This is a genomic window from Pantoea sp. SGAir0418, assembly GCF_043529865.1.
In genome coordinates this window covers 1,056,818-1,074,339 of record NZ_CP027911.1, presented here as the reverse complement: position 1 = coordinate 1,074,339, position 17,522 = coordinate 1,056,818, and the positions used below count along the sequence as shown (strand labels likewise).

Sequence of the window (17,522 nt, the reverse complement as noted above, 5' to 3'; positions counted from 1 at the left end):
TTACCGGAACACTAACGTTAGCACGACGATGACCACCATAATTATCAGCAGGTGGCACACCGTTTTATCCAGGTTGCGTTGCTTCATCGCGCCTCCTGCACTCAGAACCACTGGCCAAAGCGCTTGATGTACAGCGTTTTCATACCCTGCGCTACCAGGCAGTAACCGAGCAGCGTGGCCAGCAGCCACGGGAAATAGCTCCATGGCAGCGGCACCAGGCCGACCATCGCGCCGAGCGGCGAGAACGGCAGCAGAATGCCGGCAATCATTACGCAGGCGGTGGTCAGCAGCACCGGCAGCGCCGCGCGGCTCTGGATAAACGGAATCTTGCGCGTGCGCAGCATGTGCACCACCAGCGTCTGCGACAGCAGCCCTTCCACAAACCAGCCGGACTGGAACAGTGACTGCATCGCTGGGGTATTCGCCGCGAACACGTACCACATCAGCGCAAAAGTGGTGATGTCAAAAATTGACGACGTTGGCCCAATCCACAGCATAAAGCGTTTGATGTTGCGCGCGTCCCATTTGCGTGGTTTGCGCAGGAACTCGCGATCCATTTTGTCCCACGGCAGCGCCAGCTGTGACAGATCGTACATCAGGTTCTGAATCAGCAGGTGAATCGCCAGCATCGGCAGGAACGGGATGAACGCGCTCGCCACCAGCACTGAGAACACATTGCCGAAGTTCGAACTGGCGGTCATGTTCAGGTACTTGATGATGTTGCCGAACGTCTCGCGCCCCTTCATCACGCCCTCTTCCAGCACCATTAAATCCTTTTCCAGCAGGATGATGTCAGAAGACTCTTTGGCGATGTCCGCCGCGCTGTCGACCGAGATCCCCACATCGGCGTCACGCAGCGCCGGCGCATCATTGATGCCGTCACCGAGAAAACCCACCGTGTGGCCCTGCTGCTGCAGCGCACGCAGAATGCGTGACTTCTGCAGCGGCGTCAGTTTGGCAAACACCGAGCTGCGCGCCGCGGCCTGCGCCAGCTGCTCATCGCTCATCGCAGCAATCGCCTCGCCGGTGAGGATCTCGCCACAGTCGATGCCCACCTGCTGGCAGATGCGCGCCGTCACTACCGGATTATCGCCGGTCAGCACTTTGACCGTTACGCCGTTCTCGTTAAGCGCGGTAATCGCCTTCGCCGCGCTTTCCTTCGGCGGATCGAGGAAGGTCAGCAGCCCTTCAATGGTCAGTCCCTGCTCATCCGCGACGCTGAGCGCCTGTTGCAGGCCCGGCTCCGCCAGCGCGCGGCTGGCCACCAGCAGCACGCGGAAGCCCTGTTGATTGTACTGATGCGCCAGCGCCAGCAGCTCCGCACGACGGGTTTCATTGAGCGGCTGAATCAGTTTGCCTTCGCGTTCGGCGCTGGCAATGCTCAGCATCTCCTCGACCGCGCCCTTACAGATCAGCATCTGCTGGTTGAGGCGGCGGTCACGCACCACCACTGAAACGCGACGACGCACAAAATCAAACGGCAGCTCATCCACTTTGCTGTAGTAGTCGCTCATGTCCGCGCTGATGCGTCCTTTGCCGTAACGCAGGATGGCGCGGTCCATCAGGTTAGGCGTGCCGCTCTGGTAATGGCTGTTGAGCCAGCTCAGCATCAGAACGCGCGAGTTCTCTACCCCGGCACAGTCGAGATGGTGCTCGAGGATAATGTTGTCCTGCGTCAGCGTGCCGGTTTTATCGGTACACAGAATGTCCATGGCGCCGAGGTTCTGGATCGCGTTCAGGCGTTTGACGATCACTTTACGGCGCGACATGGCAATCGCCCCTTTGGCCAGATTCGAGCTGACAATCATCGGCAGCATTTCCGGCGTCAGTCCCACCGCCACCGCCAGCGCGAACAGCGCAGCATCCAGCCAGTCGCCTTTGGTCAGGCCGTTAATCAGCAGCACCACCGGCACCATCACCAGCATGAAACGAATCAGCAGCCAGCTGACGCTGTTCACGCCGCGATCGAAAGCGGTTTGTGTGCGGTTACCTACAATCGATTTCGCCAGGCTGCCGAAGTAAGTTTCCCCGCCGGTCGCCACCACAACCGCTTTGGCGCTGCCGCTGGAGACATTAGTGCCCATCAGGCATACGCTGCCCAGCTCCAGCAGCGATGCATCTTTGTCGCTGGCGCTGGCCTGCTTGCTGGCCACGTGACCGGTGACGTCATATTTCTCCACCGGCAGCGATTCGCCGGTCAGAATCGCCTGGCTGATAAACAGATCGCGCGAGTCGAGCAGCCGCACATCGGCCGGTACCAGATCGCCCGCCGAGAGATAAATGATGTCGCCGGGCACCAGGCTGGTGATGTCCACTTCCTGTTTCTGCGGCGCCTGCTGTACCGATTCCCGGCGCAGCACGGTGGCGGTAGTGCGCACCATCGATTTCAGCGCCTGTGCCGCTTTGTTGGTGCGAAACTCCTGCCAGAAGCGCAGCAAACCGCTGAGCGTTACCATCGTCACAATGATGATGACACCGGTCAGATCGGTCTCCTCGCCATGGCGCAGCGGCATCCAGTAGTCGGTGAAAAAGCTCACCAGCGCCAGCGCCAGCAGCACATAGATGAACGGATTATTAAAAGCCTGGATCAGCTGTACCAGCGCCGGTGGCGCTTTATCATGCTCCACCTGATTGCGACCATAAATCTGCAGCCGCGCTTCCGCTTCGCGCTCGACCAGCCCCAGCGCATCGCTGCGCAGGCGCAGCAGCGTTTCGTCGGCGGTAAAAGCGGCTTCGTCTTCAATCAGATAGCGTGCGGTTTTCTGACGTGCCGGACGCACGGTGTTCCAGGCTTTTTTTTCCTGGTTGAGTTTCATGTCAGTCATGATGACACTCCTCGTTTATTTTTTTACGGCAATAACGATCCCTGCGCGCCAGGCGCACAAGTCGAAAACATTAATTGTCACGGCGTGACCGGATTAAATTAAAAATAACCTATCGGGAATTTCCATATTACCTCCCGGAAATAATGGGCGAAGAAAGTCGCTCGCTGAATAACGAGTGAAATAACATAATCCTGGATAACGCTGCGCGCAGCAGCAGCCTGAAGCGGCTTAACGCGCAGGGAAGCTCAGCACGCTGAAGATCAGCGCGCGCATCGAGGCGGAGGAAAAAGTGCGTTTAAAATCATGTGCATGATGCTATTCCCACGGGCATCAGCCCGCTATGGTGTCATTATCAGGGAACAATCATCAGAAACAGGTGAGGATTGCTGCCCGCCATGTTGGCAAGCAGCGACAAAAGAATTCGCGCGTCAGCTTGCCTTGTATTGCCATCGATAAGGGTGACTGTCCAACTGAATTCTCCTGTGTGAAGTTGCGGCTATTATAGGAGGGCGAAAAGCGAAGTAAAGTTAATTATTCTGGGGTTCAGGTTGATTTAATTTTCGTTGCGATTTGGTTGATAATGCGTGCGGATATAAGGTGCATCAGATTAATCCGATCGCGTTACGCCCTCTTGCTTATAACTGAAGCGCACCGCTTAGAACCTTACGGCATATGCATAGCCATAAATTGACTATTCTTCACTGTAACGCTCTCGTAAACTCGCGTTACTTTTTTAAGGCAAGGAAACAACATGAAAAAAATTATTCCCTCACTGCTGGCGCTGTCGCTGGTAGCCGCCTTCTCTGCGCAGGCCGCCACGCCGAAAGATACGCTGGTGATTGCGCAGTCTACGGATGATGCGGACAGCTTTGATCCGGCCCAGGGCTTTGAACTGACCACGGTGCAAGCGTTCACTAACATTTATCAGCGCCTGGTGCAGTCCGATCCGGCCAATCCGACCGATCTTAAGCCAACGCTGGCCACGTCGTGGCAGCCGGGCAGCGATAACCGCAGCCTGACGTTTGCGCTGCGCAAAGACGCGAAGTTTGCCAGCGGTAACCCGCTGCGCCCGGAAGATGTCATCTTCTCGCTGGGCCGCGTGGTGAAACTCAACCTCGATCCGTCCTTTATTCTGACCCAGCTCGGCTGGAACAAAGACAACGTTGACAGCTTCCTGAAAAAGGTCGATGAAGACCACGTACAGATTAGCTGGAGCGCCAACGTCAGCCCGGCCTACGTGCTGAGCCTGCTGTCCGCGCCGGTCTCCTCGATCGTTGATGAAAAAACCGCGCAGGCCAACGCCAAAAACGGTGATTTCGGCCACGCGTGGCTCGGCACCCACTCGGCCGGCAGCGGCCCGTTCCAGATTCGTAAAGTGGTGCTGCATGAAGCGATACTGCTCAGCGCCAACCCGACCTCACCGGCCGGTGCACCGAAGCTGAAAAACATTCTGATCAAAAACGTGCCGGAGCCGGCAGCGCGCCGTCTGCTGCTGGAACAGGGCGATGTCGATATCGCGCGTAACCTCGGTGCTGATCAGATCGCTGCACTGAAGGGCAAAGCCGGCGTGAAGACCGAAGCGATTCCGATGGCGTCGCTCTACTACATTCAGTTCAACGTCGGCGCCAGTCCGGTACTGAAGAACCCGGCGCTATGGGAAGCAGCACGTTACCTGTTCGACTATAAAGGTATCGCCAATGACCTGCTGAAAGGCCAGTTTGAAGTGCACCAGACCTTCCTGCCGAAGGGGTTCCTCGGCGCGCTGAACGACACGCCTTACACTTACGATCCGGAGAAAGCCAAAGCGATTCTGCAAAAGGCCGGCCTGACCAACGTCAGCTTTAAGCTTTCCACCAGCAATCAGCCGCCGTACCTTGATATCGCGCAGGCGCTGCAGGGCAGCTTCGCCAAAGGCGGCGTGAAGGTGGAAGTGCAGCCGGGCTTAAGCTCTGAAGTCTCCACCCGCGTGAAGGCGCATCAGTATGAAGCTACGCTCAACGCCTGGGGCGCGGATTATTTCGACCCGAACACCAACGCTGCGTCCTTCGCATACAATCCGGAAGATGGCAGCAAAACCATTGCTTACCGTTCAGACTGGCACATCCCGGAGCTGAGCAAACAGACGCTGGCGGCGACGGCCGAAGCCGACAGCAATAAGCGCGTTGCGCTTTATCAGGCGATGCAGCGCGAAGTGCTGAAGAACTCGCCGTACGTGATTGGCCTGCAGGCGCGTAACCTGATTGCGCTGCGCGACAATCTGCAGGGCTATGTGCAGGGGATCAACCCGGACATGGTGTATTACGCGCAGGTTTCGAAGTAATGGCAGCGTCAGCGTCATCGGCCGGGTTCGCCCGGCCACTCTGGCAGCGCTTCAGCCGCCTCGTCACCAGCCTGCTGTCGCTGCTGGTGACGCTGGTGGGTTTGTTAGCGTTTACTTTCATGCTGTCGCACCTGTCGCCAGTCGACCCGGTGCAGCAAATCGCCGGCGATCACGCCAGCGAAGCCACCTATACTCAGGTGCGTCACGACCTTGGGCTGGATCAGCCGGTACTGGTACAGTTCTGGCGTTATATCAGCCATCTGGCGCAGGGCAATCTCGGCCTGTCGCATCTCACCAATCAGCCGGTCAGCGCCGACCTGATGCGCACCTTCCCCGCCACGCTTGAGCTGGCGACCTGTTCGATGATTTTCGCTGCGGTGTTCGGCGTGACACTCGCACTGCTGGCGGCGTGGAAACCGGGCAGCGTCATCGATAACGTGGCGCGCTTTATCTCGCTGCTGGGCTACTCGGTGCCGGTGTTCTGGCTCGGCCTGCTGGGCCTGCTGCTGTTCTACGCCGTGCTGCACTGGTCCGCCGGTCCGGGCCAGCTGGATGATATCTGGATCTATACCCTCGAACCAAAGACCGGCTTTGTACTGATTGATAGCTGGCTCTCCGGCGATGCGGAAATGTTTCGCAACGCGATTGCCCATCTGTGGCTGCCGGTGGTGATTCTCGGCCTGCTGGCGATGGCAGGCATTACGCGTCTGCTGCGCGCGGCGCTGCTGGAAGAGAGCAGCAAAGAGTATGTGGTGCTGGCGCGCGCGAAAGGCGCTGGCCGGGCGCGCATTCTTCTGCGTCATATTTTCCCCAACGTGCTGGGCACGCTGATCACCGTGATCGCCCTCTCCTACGCCACGCTGCTGGAAGGTTCCGTGCTGACGGAAACCGTATTCGCCTGGCCGGGCGTCGGTCGCTACATGACCAACGCGCTGTTTTCCGCCGATGTTCCGGCGATTCTCGGCGCTACGTTGCTGATTGGCAGCTGCTTTATCCTGCTCAATGCCGTGGCCGACGCCCTCACCTGGTTAACCGATCCGAGAACCCGATGACTCAACAACTTCATGAACTGGAAACCGTGCGTCCGCGCCGGCGCCGGGCGCGTATCACCTCGCTGACCATCGGCCTGACGCTGGTGATCGTGCTGGTGGCCATGGCGCTGCTGGCGCCGCTGCTGGCGCCGTTTGATCCTAACGCGCAGGTGATTGAACAGCGTCTGCTGGCGCCGTCGGCGCTGCACTGGTTCGGCACCGACGGCTTCGGGCGCGATTTATTGTCACGCGTGATCTACGGCGCACGTCCGACGCTGCTGCTGGTGTCGCTGATTCTGGTGCTGACCATCCCGGTTGGCCTGTTAGTCGGCATCACCGCCGGCTACGTCGGCGGCTGGACCGAACGCGTGCTGATGCGCATCACCGATATTTTTCTGTCGCTGCCCAACCTGGTGATTGCGCTGGCGCTGGTGGCAATGCTGGGTCCGGGCCTGATGAACGGCGCGCTGGCGCTGGCGCTCACCAGCTGGCCGCCGTTTGCCCGGCAGGCACGCGCGGAAACCCTGGCATTGCGCCGCAGCGATTACCTCGCCGCCGCGCGCATGCAGGGTATTACCGGCCTGCGCCTGATGTTTGGCCACATTCTGCCGCTCTGCCTGCCGACCGCCGTGGTGCGTGCCGCGCTGAGCCTCGGCGGGATTATTCTTTCTGCCGCCGGGCTGGGCTTCCTCGGTATGGGCGTACAGCCGCCAACCGCCGAATGGGGCTCGATGGTAGCAGAAGGCAGTAAAGTGATTTTCGACCAATGGTGGGTGGCGGCAGCGCCCGGCGCAGCCATTCTGTTCGCCAGCCTGGCGTTTAACCTGACAGGCGACGGCCTGCGTGACCGACTGGATACCCGCCATGCCAAATGATCTGTTAATTGATGCGCAGGGGCTGACGATTCGCAGCCACGACGCGTTGCTGGTGGATAACATCAGCTTTACCCTCGGCCGCGAACGTGTTGCGCTGGTCGGCGAATCCGGTTCGGGCAAATCCCTGACCGCGCGTGCGCTGATGGGCCTGCTGTCGCCCGCGCTGCAGCTGCAGGCTGACCGGCTGCAGGTGGCGGGCGCAGACGCCCTGCACCTGCGCGAGCGCGACTGGATCGGCGTGCGCGGCGGCAAAGTGGCGATGGTCATGCAGGACCCGAAATACGCGCTCAACCCGACGCGCACCATTGGCTGGCAGGTTGAAGAGCCGCTGGTGCTGCACCGCAAGCTGAGCCGCGCCGAGCGCAAAGAGAAAGTGTGCGAGATGCTGGACGCGGTGGGCCTGCCCGATCCGCGCCAGCTGATGAAGCGCTATCCGCATCAGCTCTCCGGCGGCATGGGCCAGCGCGTGATGCTGGCGATCGCGCTGATTACCGATCCCGATCTGCTGATTGCCGATGAGCCCACCTCGGCGCTCGATCACGCCATGCGCGATCAGGTGCTGGCGCTGATTCGTCGCCTGGTGGAGCAGCGCAATATGGGCCTGCTGCTGATCAGTCACGATCTGCAACAGGTCTCCGAGCACTGTCAGCGGGTGATGGTGATGTACAAAGGCCGCCTGCTGGACACCCTGCCGGCGGCGCAGCTGTCGGACGCCAGCCATCCTTATACCCGCACGCTGTGGGCCTGCCGTCCGGGGAAAGCCACGCACGGCGAACGCCTGCCGGTGCTGGATCGCGCGGCGCTGGAGAAGATGCATGATTGAATTAGCCAACCTGAGCGTCTCGCACAAACAGGGTTATGAACTGCGCACCGTGGTGCACGATGTGAACCTGCAGGTGGCGGCCGGCGAGTGTTTCGGTCTGGTGGGGCCTTCCGGCTGCGGTAAATCCTCGCTGCTGTGGGTAATGGCCGGACTGAATCCGCACTGGCGCGGCCAGATGACGCTGGCGAATACCGCCGTGCAGCCAGGCAAACCCTTTACCGGCCAGCTGCGGCGTGATGTGCAGATGGTGTTTCAGGATCCCTACGCTTCGCTGCATCCGCGCCACCGGCTGCGCCGCACGCTGGCGGAACCGCTTAAGCTGCTGCGACGCGATAACATCGACGATCGCATCAACGCGGGCTTTCGCCATGTCGGGCTGGATCCGGCGCTGGCGGATCGCTATCCGCATCAGCTGTCCGGCGGACAGCGTCAGCGCGTGGCCATTGTGCGCGCCCTGCTGCTGGAGCCTAAGATCCTGCTGCTGGATGAGCCGACGTCGGCGCTGGATATGTCTGTACAGGCCGAGATCCTGAACCTGCTTAACGATCTCAAACAGAATGATGGCCTGACGATGGTGCTGGTCAGCCACGATCCTGACGTGATCGATCATATGTGCGATCGCGCCGCGCGCATGGCGCAGGGCCGGATTGTTGGTTAGCATGGCATGAGCGCAACGCGGCGCGGTTTATCCCGAAGGCAGATTGCGCCGCTGCCCAACAGCCATTCAGTCATCTAAAGGAACACCGTATGACGGTAAAATTACGTCCGCTGGAGCGGGAAGATCTGCACTTTGTCCATCAGCTGGATAACAATGCCAGCGTGATGCGCTACTGGTTTGAAGAGCCGTACGAAGCGTTTGTGGAGCTTTCTGACCTGTATGACAAGCACATCCACGATCAGACCGAGCGGCGCTTTGTGGTGGAACACGACGGGCAAAAAGCCGGGCTGGTGGAGCTGGTGGAGATCAACCACGTGCATCGCCGGGCGGAGTTTCAGATCATCATCGACCCGGCGCATCAGGGCAAGGGCTTAGCCAGCAGGGCGGCACAGCTGGCGATGGATTACGGCTTTTCGGTGCTCAATCTCTACAAGCTATATCTGATTGTCGATCAGGAGAACGAGAAGGCGATTCATATCTACACCAAGCTCGGTTTCGAGGTGGAAGGCGTGCTGAAGCACGAGTTTTTCATCAACGGCGAGTACCGCAACACCATCCGCATGTGCATTTTCCAGCAGCAGTACCTGGCGCAGCATAAATCCGGTAATGCGATGGTGAAGCCTACCGCGCAATAATAACCCTCGGCACGAACCGTAGCGGCGCAATTTATTGCGCGTATTTAACTAAGCGCGATAAATCGCGCCGCTACGCATCCGTGCAAATTAACCGCCGCGCGCGCCGACCACGTTGAGATGCGGCTGCGGGTGCGCTGGCTTCAGGTCATACATGCCGCCATAAAACGGATCGACCACCAGCCAGCCGGGGAAACCGAGCAGCGGAATATTGCCCAGTACGTACCACAGGTTGGCGCTGGCCTCGATGGGCAGCGTCAGCGGCACGTAGCCCGGACTCTCCAGCATCACCTGATAATGTTTCTTACCGAAATAGGTGCCATTGGATTTCGCCAGATCCACCGTCTGCGGCGTATAGCCCTGCGCCACCGCGCGGCCGGTTTCATCCTGCACGGTGAAACGCGCGCCCTGCGGCACAGAGTCAATTTTTACCGGTTGCGTTTCGGTGCCGACAATGGTGGCACAGCCGCTCAGCAGCAGCGCACAGGCGGGAAGAAGATGTCGCAGGTTCATAGCAGGTCCGCTTCAGAATCAGAAAGGACAGTCTAAACTGCCCTCTCTGCCTTTTCACTCGCCTCAATCGCGCTATCAGTGGCGCTTTTCTGCGCTTTATTACGGTTGACAACAGGCGGCAATCGCCGCGATATCCTGAGGCGTGGTGCGACAGCAGCCGCCTATCAGCCGTGCGCCCGCCTGTTGCCACTCGGGGAACTTATCGTGCAGCGTGCAGCCAGACGGCGCCGAGTGCCAGCTTTTGCTGACCGCATCATACTGCTCGCCGGAGTTAGGATAGACCAGCAGCGGCTTGTCCGTCAGCGCCTGTAGCGTTTGCAGCGCCGGCGTCACGCTCTCCAGCGCCACGCAGTTGAGGCCGACAGCGACCACCTGTGGCGCGGCATTGATGACTTCCGCCACCTTGCTCAGCGGCGTGCCGTCACTCAGGTGTTGCGCATCGCGCAGCGTGAAGGAGAACCACGCGCTGCTGTGCGGGAACTCCGCCAGCAGGCTAATCAGCGCCTGAATTTCACCAAACGACGGCAGCGTTTCACACGCCAGCAAATCCACGCCCGCCTCCAGCAGCGCCGCCACGCGCGGACGGTGGAAGTCCTTCATTTCGGCAGCCGGCAAGGCGTAATCGCCGCGATATTCCGCGCCGTTAGCCAGATAAGCGCCATAAGGACCGACCGAGCCGGCCACCAGCAGCGGTGTCTCGCTGCCTGAAGCGGCACGGTAATCGTCGCGCGCCCGCTGCGCCAGCGCCACGCTCTGGCGGATCAGCGCGCTGGCCTGGCCGCTATCCAGTCCGCGGGCGGCGAAGCCCAGCGGCGTCGCCTGATAGCTGGCGGTGATCGCCACGTTAGCGCCGGCGGCGAAATAGTCATAGTGCACCTGATAAATCAGCTCGGGATTTTCCATCAGCACTTTGGCTGACCACAGCGTATCGGCCAGATTACAGCCGCGCGCCTCCAGCTCTGTCGCCAGCGCGCCATCCAGAATCAGGGTATCAGTGTGGGTCAGGGCCGCAGCGATGGGGTTACGCGACATCATCGGTCTCCTTAGCGTTGAAAGCGTGTTGGCGTTTTTGCGTCAGATAATAAGCAGCGTAGCAGAACAGTACAAAAGGAATGCCGCACCATAGCGCGATGCGCTGTGACGGGTCAAAGGCCAGCCCGATGCACGCCAGCAGACACAGGGTAAATCCGAGGATCGGCACCAGCGGATAGAACGGCGCGCGGTACGCCAGCTGCTGCGGCGCATTGCCCGCCTGCAGATAGCGGCGACGGAACATGTAGTGTGAGGCGCAAATGCTCAGCCACACCGCCACCACGGCAAAGCCGGAAATCGCTGACAGCGCCACAAACACCGTATCCGGGGCGATCACGCTGGAAAACAGCGCCAGCAGGCCGCCGAGCATACTCACGGTGATGGCCAGCTGCGGAATGCCACGCCGGTTGACCCGGGCAAAGCAGCGCGGCAGCGTGTTTTCATTGGCCAGCGACCACAGCATCCGTCCCGAGGCGTACAGTCCGGAGTTCGCCGCTGACAGGATCGCGGTGAGGATCACGAAGTTGAAGATATCCGCCGCGTACGGGATGCCGATCTTCTCGAACACCAGTACGAACGGACTTTTAACGATGCCCGCCTGATCCATCGGGATCAGCGCGGCCAGCACAAACACCGTGCCGATAAAGAAGATGATCAGGCGCGCCACGGTGGTGCGAATCGCCAGCGGCAGCGCTTTCTGCGGCTGCTCGGTTTCACCCGCCGCAATGCCGATCAGCTCGGTCCCGGAGAAGGCAAAATTCACCGCCACCATGGTCATCAGAATCGGCAGCGTACCGTGCGGCAGCCAGCCGGAAGCCGTCAGGTTATGTAATCCCGGCGCCGCGCTGCCGTCCTTCATCGGGATGAACCCCAGCATCGCCGCCGCGCCCAGCACGATAAAGGCAATGATGGTGATCACTTTAATGATGGAGAACCAGAACTCTCCTTCGGCAAAGAAGCGCGTCGAGACACTATTCAGCAGATAGATGGCGACACAGAACACCAGGCACCACAGCCACACCGGCACCGTCGGAAACCAGTACTGCATGCAGAAACCGGCGGCGGTCAGGCTGGAGCCGAGCGCCACCGTCCAGGTGAGCCAGTAGAGCCAGGCCACGGTGTAGCCGGTCGCCGGACTGAGGTAGCGCGCGGCGTAGACGTGAAACGCGCCGGTTTCCGGCATCGCCACCGCCAGCTCGCCAAGACACACCATCACCAGCCATACCACCAGCGCACCAATCAGATAGGCCAGCAGCGTGCCCGCTGCGCCGGTGGTGGAGATGATGTAGCCGGTGTTGAAAAACAGCCCGGTGCCAATCACGCCGCCGAGCGACAGCATCACCAGATGCCGCACCTTCATGCTGCGCTTGAAGTTTGCCTGCGAAGGCGTCGGTTCAGTTTGCATTCTTTATATCCATATGGACGTCTAAACTTCTATATGGACACAGAGTTATACGCATCCGCGCGGCAATTTGCAACGTGGGAAAGGGTAAGGATTGGGAAAGCGTGTGCGGCCCCGCCGCGACGGGGCACACCAGTCAGGCGCCGAAGACGCCCTGCAGATAACGCTCCAGCGCCATGCGCGAGCTAAAACCGTGGGGAATACCGTAGTGCTCCTGCGAATCCCCCATCAGGTAGAGAGGGAACTGCGTGTAGTGGTCGCAGGTTTTCATCTCTGATGCGGGTTCAGCGAAGTGCTGACTTTTTTCTTTCAGGGTGGGATGAATGATCAACGCTGTGCGCCCCATGCGGGCTTCGCGATTCACATAGACATAGTTTTCGCCACGGCGATAACCATAAGTTTTGGGTGTCAGGACGTCCATTTCGAATCCTGCTTTTTCCAGTACGCGCGCTACCTCATCCGGACGTAAATACATGCTTGCTCCTCTCTTCTCACAGCCCCGCAACCTTACATCAGCACGACAGCACAGGACATTCGGAATTTCCCTAAAGCCTGGCACACGGCTGCGTTTAGTCACGTTTCGTCTACACTTAGTATTACGTTTTAAGTCAAAGGGAGCGAAAAATGTTTAATCGAACCAGCAAAAACGATGACATTGATATCAATCAGGATGTAAACGAACTGGCCGATTCGCTGGAAGCCTTACTGAAATCTTACGGCAGCGAAGCCAAAGATGAAGTGGATAGCGCACGCAGCCAGGCGCAGGCCCTGCTGAAACAGACGCGCGCTAAACTTAACGGCAGTGGCAACCGCGTGACTCAGGCCGCGCGCGATGCGGGTTATCAGGTGGATGCCTACGTGCATGACAAACCGTGGTACGGCGTGGGTGTCGGTGCCGCCGTCGGTCTGGTGCTGGGCGCGCTGCTGATGTCACGCCGCTAAATCGCTAAAAAATCATCAGGAGCCTCGCGTATGCGGGGCTTTTTTTTGCGCGTCAATCCGCATTAGCGCGCCGATGCGGCTGCTGTCAGGCTGGTTAAAATTGCCGCAAAACCCTTTACAAAAATTTTTTCCCTGCGCCAGGGCGCACCATCGCTGGCATTCGCCCTAATCTGACTGCTTAAATCACAAAACCCTATATCTGGTGGGCTTGACCACCAATACCACTACATCTAGTATTCAACACATCAACTCGCTACCAGATGTCAGCAGGGACGACGTTCGCAGCAAAAGGGTTTTGCTTCGTATCTCGCAACCTGACCACAACCAGAGGGAAATACGAATCATGCGCATTATTATTTACACTAAGAGCCAGTGTGTCCAGTGTGACGCGACCAAAAATGCCATGGATCGCAGTGGCATCGACTATCAGCTGATTAACCTCGATAGCCAACCGGAAGCCATCGATCAGCTCAAATCGCTTGGCTATCGCCAGGTGCCCGTGGTGATGACGCACAACGACCACTGGAGCGGCTTCCGTCCCGACAAAATCGCCGGCCTGCGCCAGCTCGCTGCCGTCGGGGGATAAAGCGATGTTTCCACTGGTCTATTTTTCCAGCCAGTCGGAAAACACGCACCGGTTTATCACCCGTCTCGGCCTGCCTGCGCGGCGTATTCCGCTCGACGCCACGCAGCGCCTGCACATCGACCAGCCCTACATTTTAGTGGTGCCGAGCTACGGCGGCGGCAGCGCGCGTGGAGCAGTGCCGAAACAGGTGATTCAGTTCCTTAATGATGACGCCAACCGGCGCGGTATCCGCGGTGTGATTGCTGCGGGCAATCGCAACTTTGGCGCGGGCTTCTGCCTGGCGGGCGACATCATTGCGCAGAAATGTCAGGTTCCTTATCTCTACCGCTTTGAGCTGATGGGAACCGCCGACGATATTGCCCATGTTAAAGCGGGAGTGACCCAATTTTGGCAACGACAGACACCCTGAACAGCACACAGCTGGACTATCACGCGCTCAACGCGATGCTGAACCTGTATGACGCCGATGGCCGTATCCAGTTCAGCAAAGATCATGAAGCCACACGCCAGTTTTTCCTGCAGCACGTCCAGCCCAACAGCGTGCCATTCGACTCGCACGGCGAGCGTCTGCGCTATCTGGTGGCCGAAGGCTATTATGAAGCCGGGGTGCTGAACCAGTACGATTTCGCCTTCCTGTGCCAGCTGCACGAAGAGGCTGACGCCTGGGGCTTCCGTTTTCACACCTTCCTCGGTGCGTGGAAGTTTTATACCAGCTACACGCTGAAAACCTTCGACGGCAAACGCTATCTGGAAACCTTTGAGCAGCGCGCCTGCATGGTGGCGCTGACGCTGGCACGCGGCAATGAAAAGCTGGCGCGGGAACTGCTGGCCGAGATGCTGAGCGGTCGCTTCCAGCCGGCTACGCCCACCTTCCTCAACTGCGGTAAACAGCAGCGCGGCGAGCTGGTCTCCTGCTTCCTGCTGCGCATTGAAGACAATATGGAGTCGATTGGCCGCGCGGTGAACTCGGCGCTGCAGCTGTCGAAGCGCGGTGGCGGCGTGGCGTTTCTGCTCTCCAACCTGCGTGAGTCCGGCGCGCCGATCAAGCGCATTGAAAATCAGTCGTCCGGGGTAATTCCGGTGATGAAGATGCTGGAAGATGCGTTCTCCTACGCCAATCAGCTTGGTGCGCGTCAGGGCGCGGGGGCGGTGTGGCTGAATGCGCACCATCCGGATATCCTGCGCTTCCTCGATACCAAACGTGAAAACGCTGACGAGAAGATCCGCATCAAAACGCTGTCGCTCGGCGTGGTGATTCCGGATATCACCTTCCAGCTGGCCAAAGAGAACCGCGATATGGCGCTGTTTTCGCCTTACGACGTTGAGCGTATTTACGGCAAGGCGTTTGCTGATATCAGCATCAGCGAGCACTACGAGGCGATGCTGGCCGACGATCGCATCCGTAAAACCTTCATCAAGCCGCGCGACTTCTTCCAGACGCTGGCGGAAATTCAGTTTGAGTCCGGCTATCCCTACATCATGTATGAGGACAGCGTGAACCGCAGCAACCCAATTGCCGGTCGCATCAACATGAGTAACCTGTGTTCGGAGATCCTGCAGGTTAACAGCGCCAGCGAGTATCACGACGACCTGAGCTATCGCCGCGTCGGCAAAGATATCTCCTGTAACCTCGGCTCCCTGAATATCGCCCACGCCATGGACTCGCGTAATCTGGCGCAAACCGTGGAAGTGGCGGTGCGCGCACTGACGGCGGTTTCCGAGATGAGTGACATCACCTCCGTGCCGTCGGTGGCGGAAGGCAATCGCCGTTCGCACGCTATCGGTCTCGGGCAGATGAACCTGCACGGCTATCTGGCGCGTGAAGGCATGGCTTACGGTTCGCCAGAGGCGCTGGATTTCACCAACCTCTATTTCTACTGCGTGACGTATCACGCCCTGCGCACCTCCAACCTGCTGGCGCAGGAGCGCGGCACGAGTTTTGACGGCTTTGCGCAGTCGCAGTACGCCAGCGGCGCCTATTTCGACAAATATACCCAACACAGCTGGCAGCCGCGTACTGCCCGGGTGGCGCAGATTTTTGCCGATGCCGGCATCGCCCTGCCCGACCAGGCGGACTGGCAGGCGCTGCGTGCGTCGGTGATGCAGCACGGTTTGTATAACCAGAACCTGCAGGCAATTCCGCCGACCGGTTCCATCTCTTACATCAACCACGCCACGTCGAGCATCCACCCGATTGTGTCGCGCATTGAGATCCGTAAAGAGGGCAAAACCGGCCGCGTGTATTACCCGGCTCCGTTTATGACCAATGACAACCTTGAGCTGTATCAGGATGCCTATCAGATTGGTCCAGAAGCGATTATTGATACTTACGCCGAAGCCACCCGGCACGTCGATCAGGGACTGTCGCTGACGCTGTTTTTCCGCGATGACGTCACGACGCGCGATATCAACAAAGCGCAGATCTACGCCTGGAAGAAAGGCATCAAAACCCTCTATTACATTCGACTGCGTCAGATGGCGCTACAAGGCACGGAGGTACAGGGCTGCGTTTCCTGTGCACTGTGATGATGACTATGCAACTTAAACAGATTCAGGCGATTAACTGGAACCGCATTCAGGACGAGAAAGATCTCGAAGTGTGGAACCGTCTTACCAGCAACTTCTGGCTGCCGGAGAAAGTGCCGCTGTCCAACGATCTGCCGGCATGGCAGTCGCTCGACCCGCAGCAGCAGCAGCTGACGATTCGGGTGTTTACCGGTCTGACGCTGCTCGACACCATTCAGAACGTCATTGGCGCACCGGGACTGATGGAAGATGCGCTGACGCCGCACGAAGAGGCGGTGCTGTCGAACATCAGCTTTATGGAAGCGGTTCACGCGCGCTCTTACAGTTCGATCTTCTCCACGCTGTGTAACACCGCCGACGTGGATGCCGCTTACCGCTGGAGTGAGGAGAATGCCGCCCTGCAGAACAAGGCGAAGATCGTGCTGCAACACTACTGCGCCAACGATCCGCTGAAGAAGAAAATCGCCAGCGTGTTTCTGGAATCGTTCCTGTTTTACTCGGGCTTCTGGCTGCCGATGTACTGGTCAAGCCGCGGCAAGCTGACCAACACCGCCGATCTGATTCGGCTGATTATCCGTGATGAAGCGGTGCACGGTTATTACATCGGCTATAAGTACCAGAAAGCGCTTGAAACCGTTGACGACGCGCGCCGCGCTGAGCTGCAGCAGTTCGCCATCGATTTACTGCTGGCGCTGTATGAAAACGAGGTGGTGTACACCGAAGCGCTGTATGCCGACGTGGGCTGGGCTGAAGAGGTGAAAACCTTCCTGCATTACAATGCCAACAAGGCGCTGATGAACCTGGGTTACGAAGCGCTGTTCCCGGCAGAGCTGACGGCGGTGAATCCGGCGATTCTGTCGGCGCTGTCGCCCAACGCCGACGAAAACCACGATTTCTTTTCGGGTTCCGGTTCATCGTATGTGATGGGCAAAGCGGTTGAAACCGAGGACGAGGACTGGAATTTTTAGTCGTGTGCGGTACGCGGTAAAGGGTTGCGCATTTGCACTGTAAGCGGTGCGCATCAATGCGCACCCTACGGTTGGGTTAATCATGCCCTACGGCAGTTATGTTGATGCATCTGTAGGGTCGGCATTCATGCCGACCGGAACGCGCCTCCAGCGGTAATATTGATGATGCATCCACAGGGTCGGCATTGATGCCGACCAGGTTAATTTCATGCCGATTCCACCTCGCTCCGACCATTCATTTTCCTCTCCAGCATTCCCGCCGTCCCCCCGAAATAAGGTTAATTCCGCGCGTGATTATTTTACCTATTTAGCGCCATTCATCGCCGGAATATTTCGCCTGACTAAGCGTGATTTATCCGCCTTCCGGCAATAATTCTGGGCGAAACCGG

The 17,522-nt window shown here is 58.9% G+C and carries 16 protein-coding genes; 11 read left to right on the top strand and 5 right to left on the bottom strand.

All coding sequences use genetic code 11. From position 1 onward, the window contains the following. Window positions 1–101: 101 nt before the first annotated feature. Complete coding sequence (gene mgtA / locus C1N84_RS04775; RefSeq protein ID WP_262257353.1) at window positions 102–2,825, bottom strand: magnesium-translocating P-type ATPase; 2,724 nt, start codon at window positions 2,823–2,825, stop codon at window positions 102–104. 751 nt (window positions 2,826–3,576) lie between these two features. On the opposite strand from mgtA, the gene C1N84_RS04770 reads away from it, so the two are divergent. From C1N84_RS04770 to speG, 6 genes are all read left to right on the top strand, one after another. Further along, entirely contained in the window at window positions 3,577–5,145 is a 1,569-nt protein-coding gene (locus C1N84_RS04770; protein WP_264442138.1) for an ABC transporter substrate-binding protein, read from the top strand. Next, window positions 5,145–6,197 carry an ABC transporter permease gene (locus C1N84_RS04765; protein WP_264442136.1) on the top strand — a complete coding sequence of 351 codons (1,053 nt, stop codon included), beginning with the start codon at window positions 5,145–5,147 and terminating at the stop codon, window positions 6,195–6,197. The genes C1N84_RS04770 and C1N84_RS04765 overlap by 1 nt, the downstream gene beginning before the upstream one ends. Continuing rightward, window positions 6,194–7,051, top strand: coding sequence for an ABC transporter permease (locus C1N84_RS04760; RefSeq protein ID WP_031279350.1), 858 nt, complete (start codon window positions 6,194–6,196; stop codon window positions 7,049–7,051). The genes C1N84_RS04765 and C1N84_RS04760 overlap by 4 nt, the downstream gene beginning before the upstream one ends. Beyond that, the gene (locus C1N84_RS04755; protein WP_264442134.1) at window positions 7,041–7,874 is read left to right on the top strand and encodes an ABC transporter ATP-binding protein; all 834 of its coding nucleotides are present in this window, start codon (window positions 7,041–7,043) and stop codon (window positions 7,872–7,874) included. Before C1N84_RS04760 ends, C1N84_RS04755 begins: the two co-directional genes overlap by 11 nt. Continuing rightward, on the top strand, window positions 7,867–8,532 hold the full coding sequence (locus C1N84_RS04750; RefSeq protein ID WP_021506479.1) for an ABC transporter ATP-binding protein: 666 nt from the start codon (window positions 7,867–7,869) through the stop codon (window positions 8,530–8,532). Before C1N84_RS04755 ends, C1N84_RS04750 begins: the two co-directional genes overlap by 8 nt. A gap of 89 nt (window positions 8,533–8,621) precedes the next feature. After that, window positions 8,622–9,167: a spermidine N1-acetyltransferase gene (gene speG, locus C1N84_RS04745; protein WP_264442131.1), complete on the top strand. Its 546-nt coding sequence runs from the start codon at window positions 8,622–8,624 to the stop codon at window positions 9,165–9,167. 87 nt (window positions 9,168–9,254) lie between these two features. On the opposite strand, the gene C1N84_RS04740 is transcribed toward speG, so the two are convergent. From C1N84_RS04740 to C1N84_RS04725, 4 genes are all read right to left on the bottom strand, one after another. Beyond that, window positions 9,255–9,677, bottom strand: coding sequence for a hypothetical protein (locus C1N84_RS04740; protein WP_058758247.1), 423 nt, complete (start codon window positions 9,675–9,677; stop codon window positions 9,255–9,257). Window positions 9,678–9,776: 99 nt separating this feature from the next. Next, complete coding sequence (mmuM, locus tag C1N84_RS04735) at window positions 9,777–10,709, bottom strand: homocysteine S-methyltransferase (protein WP_125310801.1); 933 nt, start codon at window positions 10,707–10,709, stop codon at window positions 9,777–9,779. Beyond that, the gene (gene mmuP / locus C1N84_RS04730) at window positions 10,699–12,114 is read right to left on the bottom strand and encodes an S-methylmethionine permease (RefSeq protein ID WP_058776476.1); all 1,416 of its coding nucleotides are present in this window, start codon (window positions 12,112–12,114) and stop codon (window positions 10,699–10,701) included. The genes mmuM and mmuP overlap by 11 nt, the downstream gene beginning before the upstream one ends. A 133-nt stretch (window positions 12,115–12,247) precedes the next feature. Next, window positions 12,248–12,586 (bottom strand): DUF2002 family protein, encoded by a 339-nt coding sequence (locus C1N84_RS04725; RefSeq protein WP_021506475.1) that lies wholly within the window; start codon window positions 12,584–12,586, stop codon window positions 12,248–12,250. A 149-nt stretch (window positions 12,587–12,735) separates the two neighbouring features. Between C1N84_RS04725 and C1N84_RS04720 the strand changes: the two genes are divergently transcribed. The 5 genes from C1N84_RS04720 to nrdF all read left to right on the top strand — a co-directional run bounded on the left by C1N84_RS04720 (window position 12,736) and on the right by nrdF (window position 17,133). Then, window positions 12,736–13,053, top strand: coding sequence for a DUF883 family protein (locus tag C1N84_RS04720; protein WP_021506474.1), 318 nt, complete (start codon window positions 12,736–12,738; stop codon window positions 13,051–13,053). 343 nt (window positions 13,054–13,396) lie between these two features. Next, window positions 13,397–13,639 carry a glutaredoxin-like protein NrdH gene (gene nrdH / locus C1N84_RS04715; RefSeq protein WP_021506473.1) on the top strand — a complete coding sequence of 81 codons (243 nt, stop codon included), beginning with the start codon at window positions 13,397–13,399 and terminating at the stop codon, window positions 13,637–13,639. A 4-nt stretch (window positions 13,640–13,643) separates the two neighbouring features. Next, complete coding sequence (gene nrdI / locus C1N84_RS04710; RefSeq protein ID WP_021506472.1) at window positions 13,644–14,048, top strand: class Ib ribonucleoside-diphosphate reductase assembly flavoprotein NrdI; 405 nt, start codon at window positions 13,644–13,646, stop codon at window positions 14,046–14,048. A 35-nt stretch (window positions 14,049–14,083) separates the two neighbouring features. After that, entirely contained in the window at window positions 14,084–16,165 is a 2,082-nt protein-coding gene (nrdE, locus tag C1N84_RS04705) for a class 1b ribonucleoside-diphosphate reductase subunit alpha (protein ID WP_264443608.1), read from the top strand. A gap of 8 nt (window positions 16,166–16,173) precedes the next feature. Continuing rightward, window positions 16,174–17,133 (top strand): class 1b ribonucleoside-diphosphate reductase subunit beta, encoded by a 960-nt coding sequence (nrdF, locus tag C1N84_RS04700; protein ID WP_264442124.1) that lies wholly within the window; start codon window positions 16,174–16,176, stop codon window positions 17,131–17,133. Window positions 17,134–17,522 lie beyond the last annotated feature (389 nt).

Bases quoted from the DNA above. Each gene is read 5' to 3' on its own strand.
- nrdI (WP_021506472.1), top strand. From the start codon at position 13,644: ATGTTTCCACTGGTCTATTTTTCCAGCCAGTCGGAAAACACGCACCGG.
- speG (WP_264442131.1), top strand. From the start codon at position 8,622: ATGACGGTAAAATTACGTCCGCTGGAGCGGGAAGATCTGCACTTTGTC.
- mmuM (WP_125310801.1), bottom strand. From the start codon at position 10,709: ATGTCGCGTAACCCCATCGCTGCGGCCCTGACCCACACTGATACCCTG.
- mmuP (WP_058776476.1), bottom strand. From the start codon at position 12,114: ATGCAAACTGAACCGACGCCTTCGCAGGCAAACTTCAAGCGCAGCATG.
- C1N84_RS04725 (WP_021506475.1), bottom strand. From the start codon at position 12,586: ATGTATTTACGTCCGGATGAGGTAGCGCGCGTACTGGAAAAAGCAGGA.
- C1N84_RS04720 (WP_021506474.1), top strand. From the start codon at position 12,736: ATGTTTAATCGAACCAGCAAAAACGATGACATTGATATCAATCAGGAT.
- nrdF (WP_264442124.1), top strand. From the start codon at position 16,174: ATGCAACTTAAACAGATTCAGGCGATTAACTGGAACCGCATTCAGGAC.
- nrdE (WP_264443608.1), top strand. From the start codon at position 14,084: ATGCTGAACCTGTATGACGCCGATGGCCGTATCCAGTTCAGCAAAGAT.
- C1N84_RS04740 (WP_058758247.1), bottom strand. From the start codon at position 9,677: ATGAACCTGCGACATCTTCTTCCCGCCTGTGCGCTGCTGCTGAGCGGC.
- C1N84_RS04770 (WP_264442138.1), top strand. From the start codon at position 3,577: ATGAAAAAAATTATTCCCTCACTGCTGGCGCTGTCGCTGGTAGCCGCC.
- C1N84_RS04750 (WP_021506479.1), top strand. From the start codon at position 7,867: ATGATTGAATTAGCCAACCTGAGCGTCTCGCACAAACAGGGTTATGAA.
- C1N84_RS04755 (WP_264442134.1), top strand. From the start codon at position 7,041: ATGCCAAATGATCTGTTAATTGATGCGCAGGGGCTGACGATTCGCAGC.
- nrdH (WP_021506473.1), top strand. From the start codon at position 13,397: ATGCGCATTATTATTTACACTAAGAGCCAGTGTGTCCAGTGTGACGCG.
- C1N84_RS04760 (WP_031279350.1), top strand. From the start codon at position 6,194: ATGACTCAACAACTTCATGAACTGGAAACCGTGCGTCCGCGCCGGCGC.
- C1N84_RS04765 (WP_264442136.1), top strand. From the start codon at position 5,145: ATGGCAGCGTCAGCGTCATCGGCCGGGTTCGCCCGGCCACTCTGGCAG.
- mgtA (WP_262257353.1), bottom strand. From the start codon at position 2,825: ATGACTGACATGAAACTCAACCAGGAAAAAAAAGCCTGGAACACCGTG.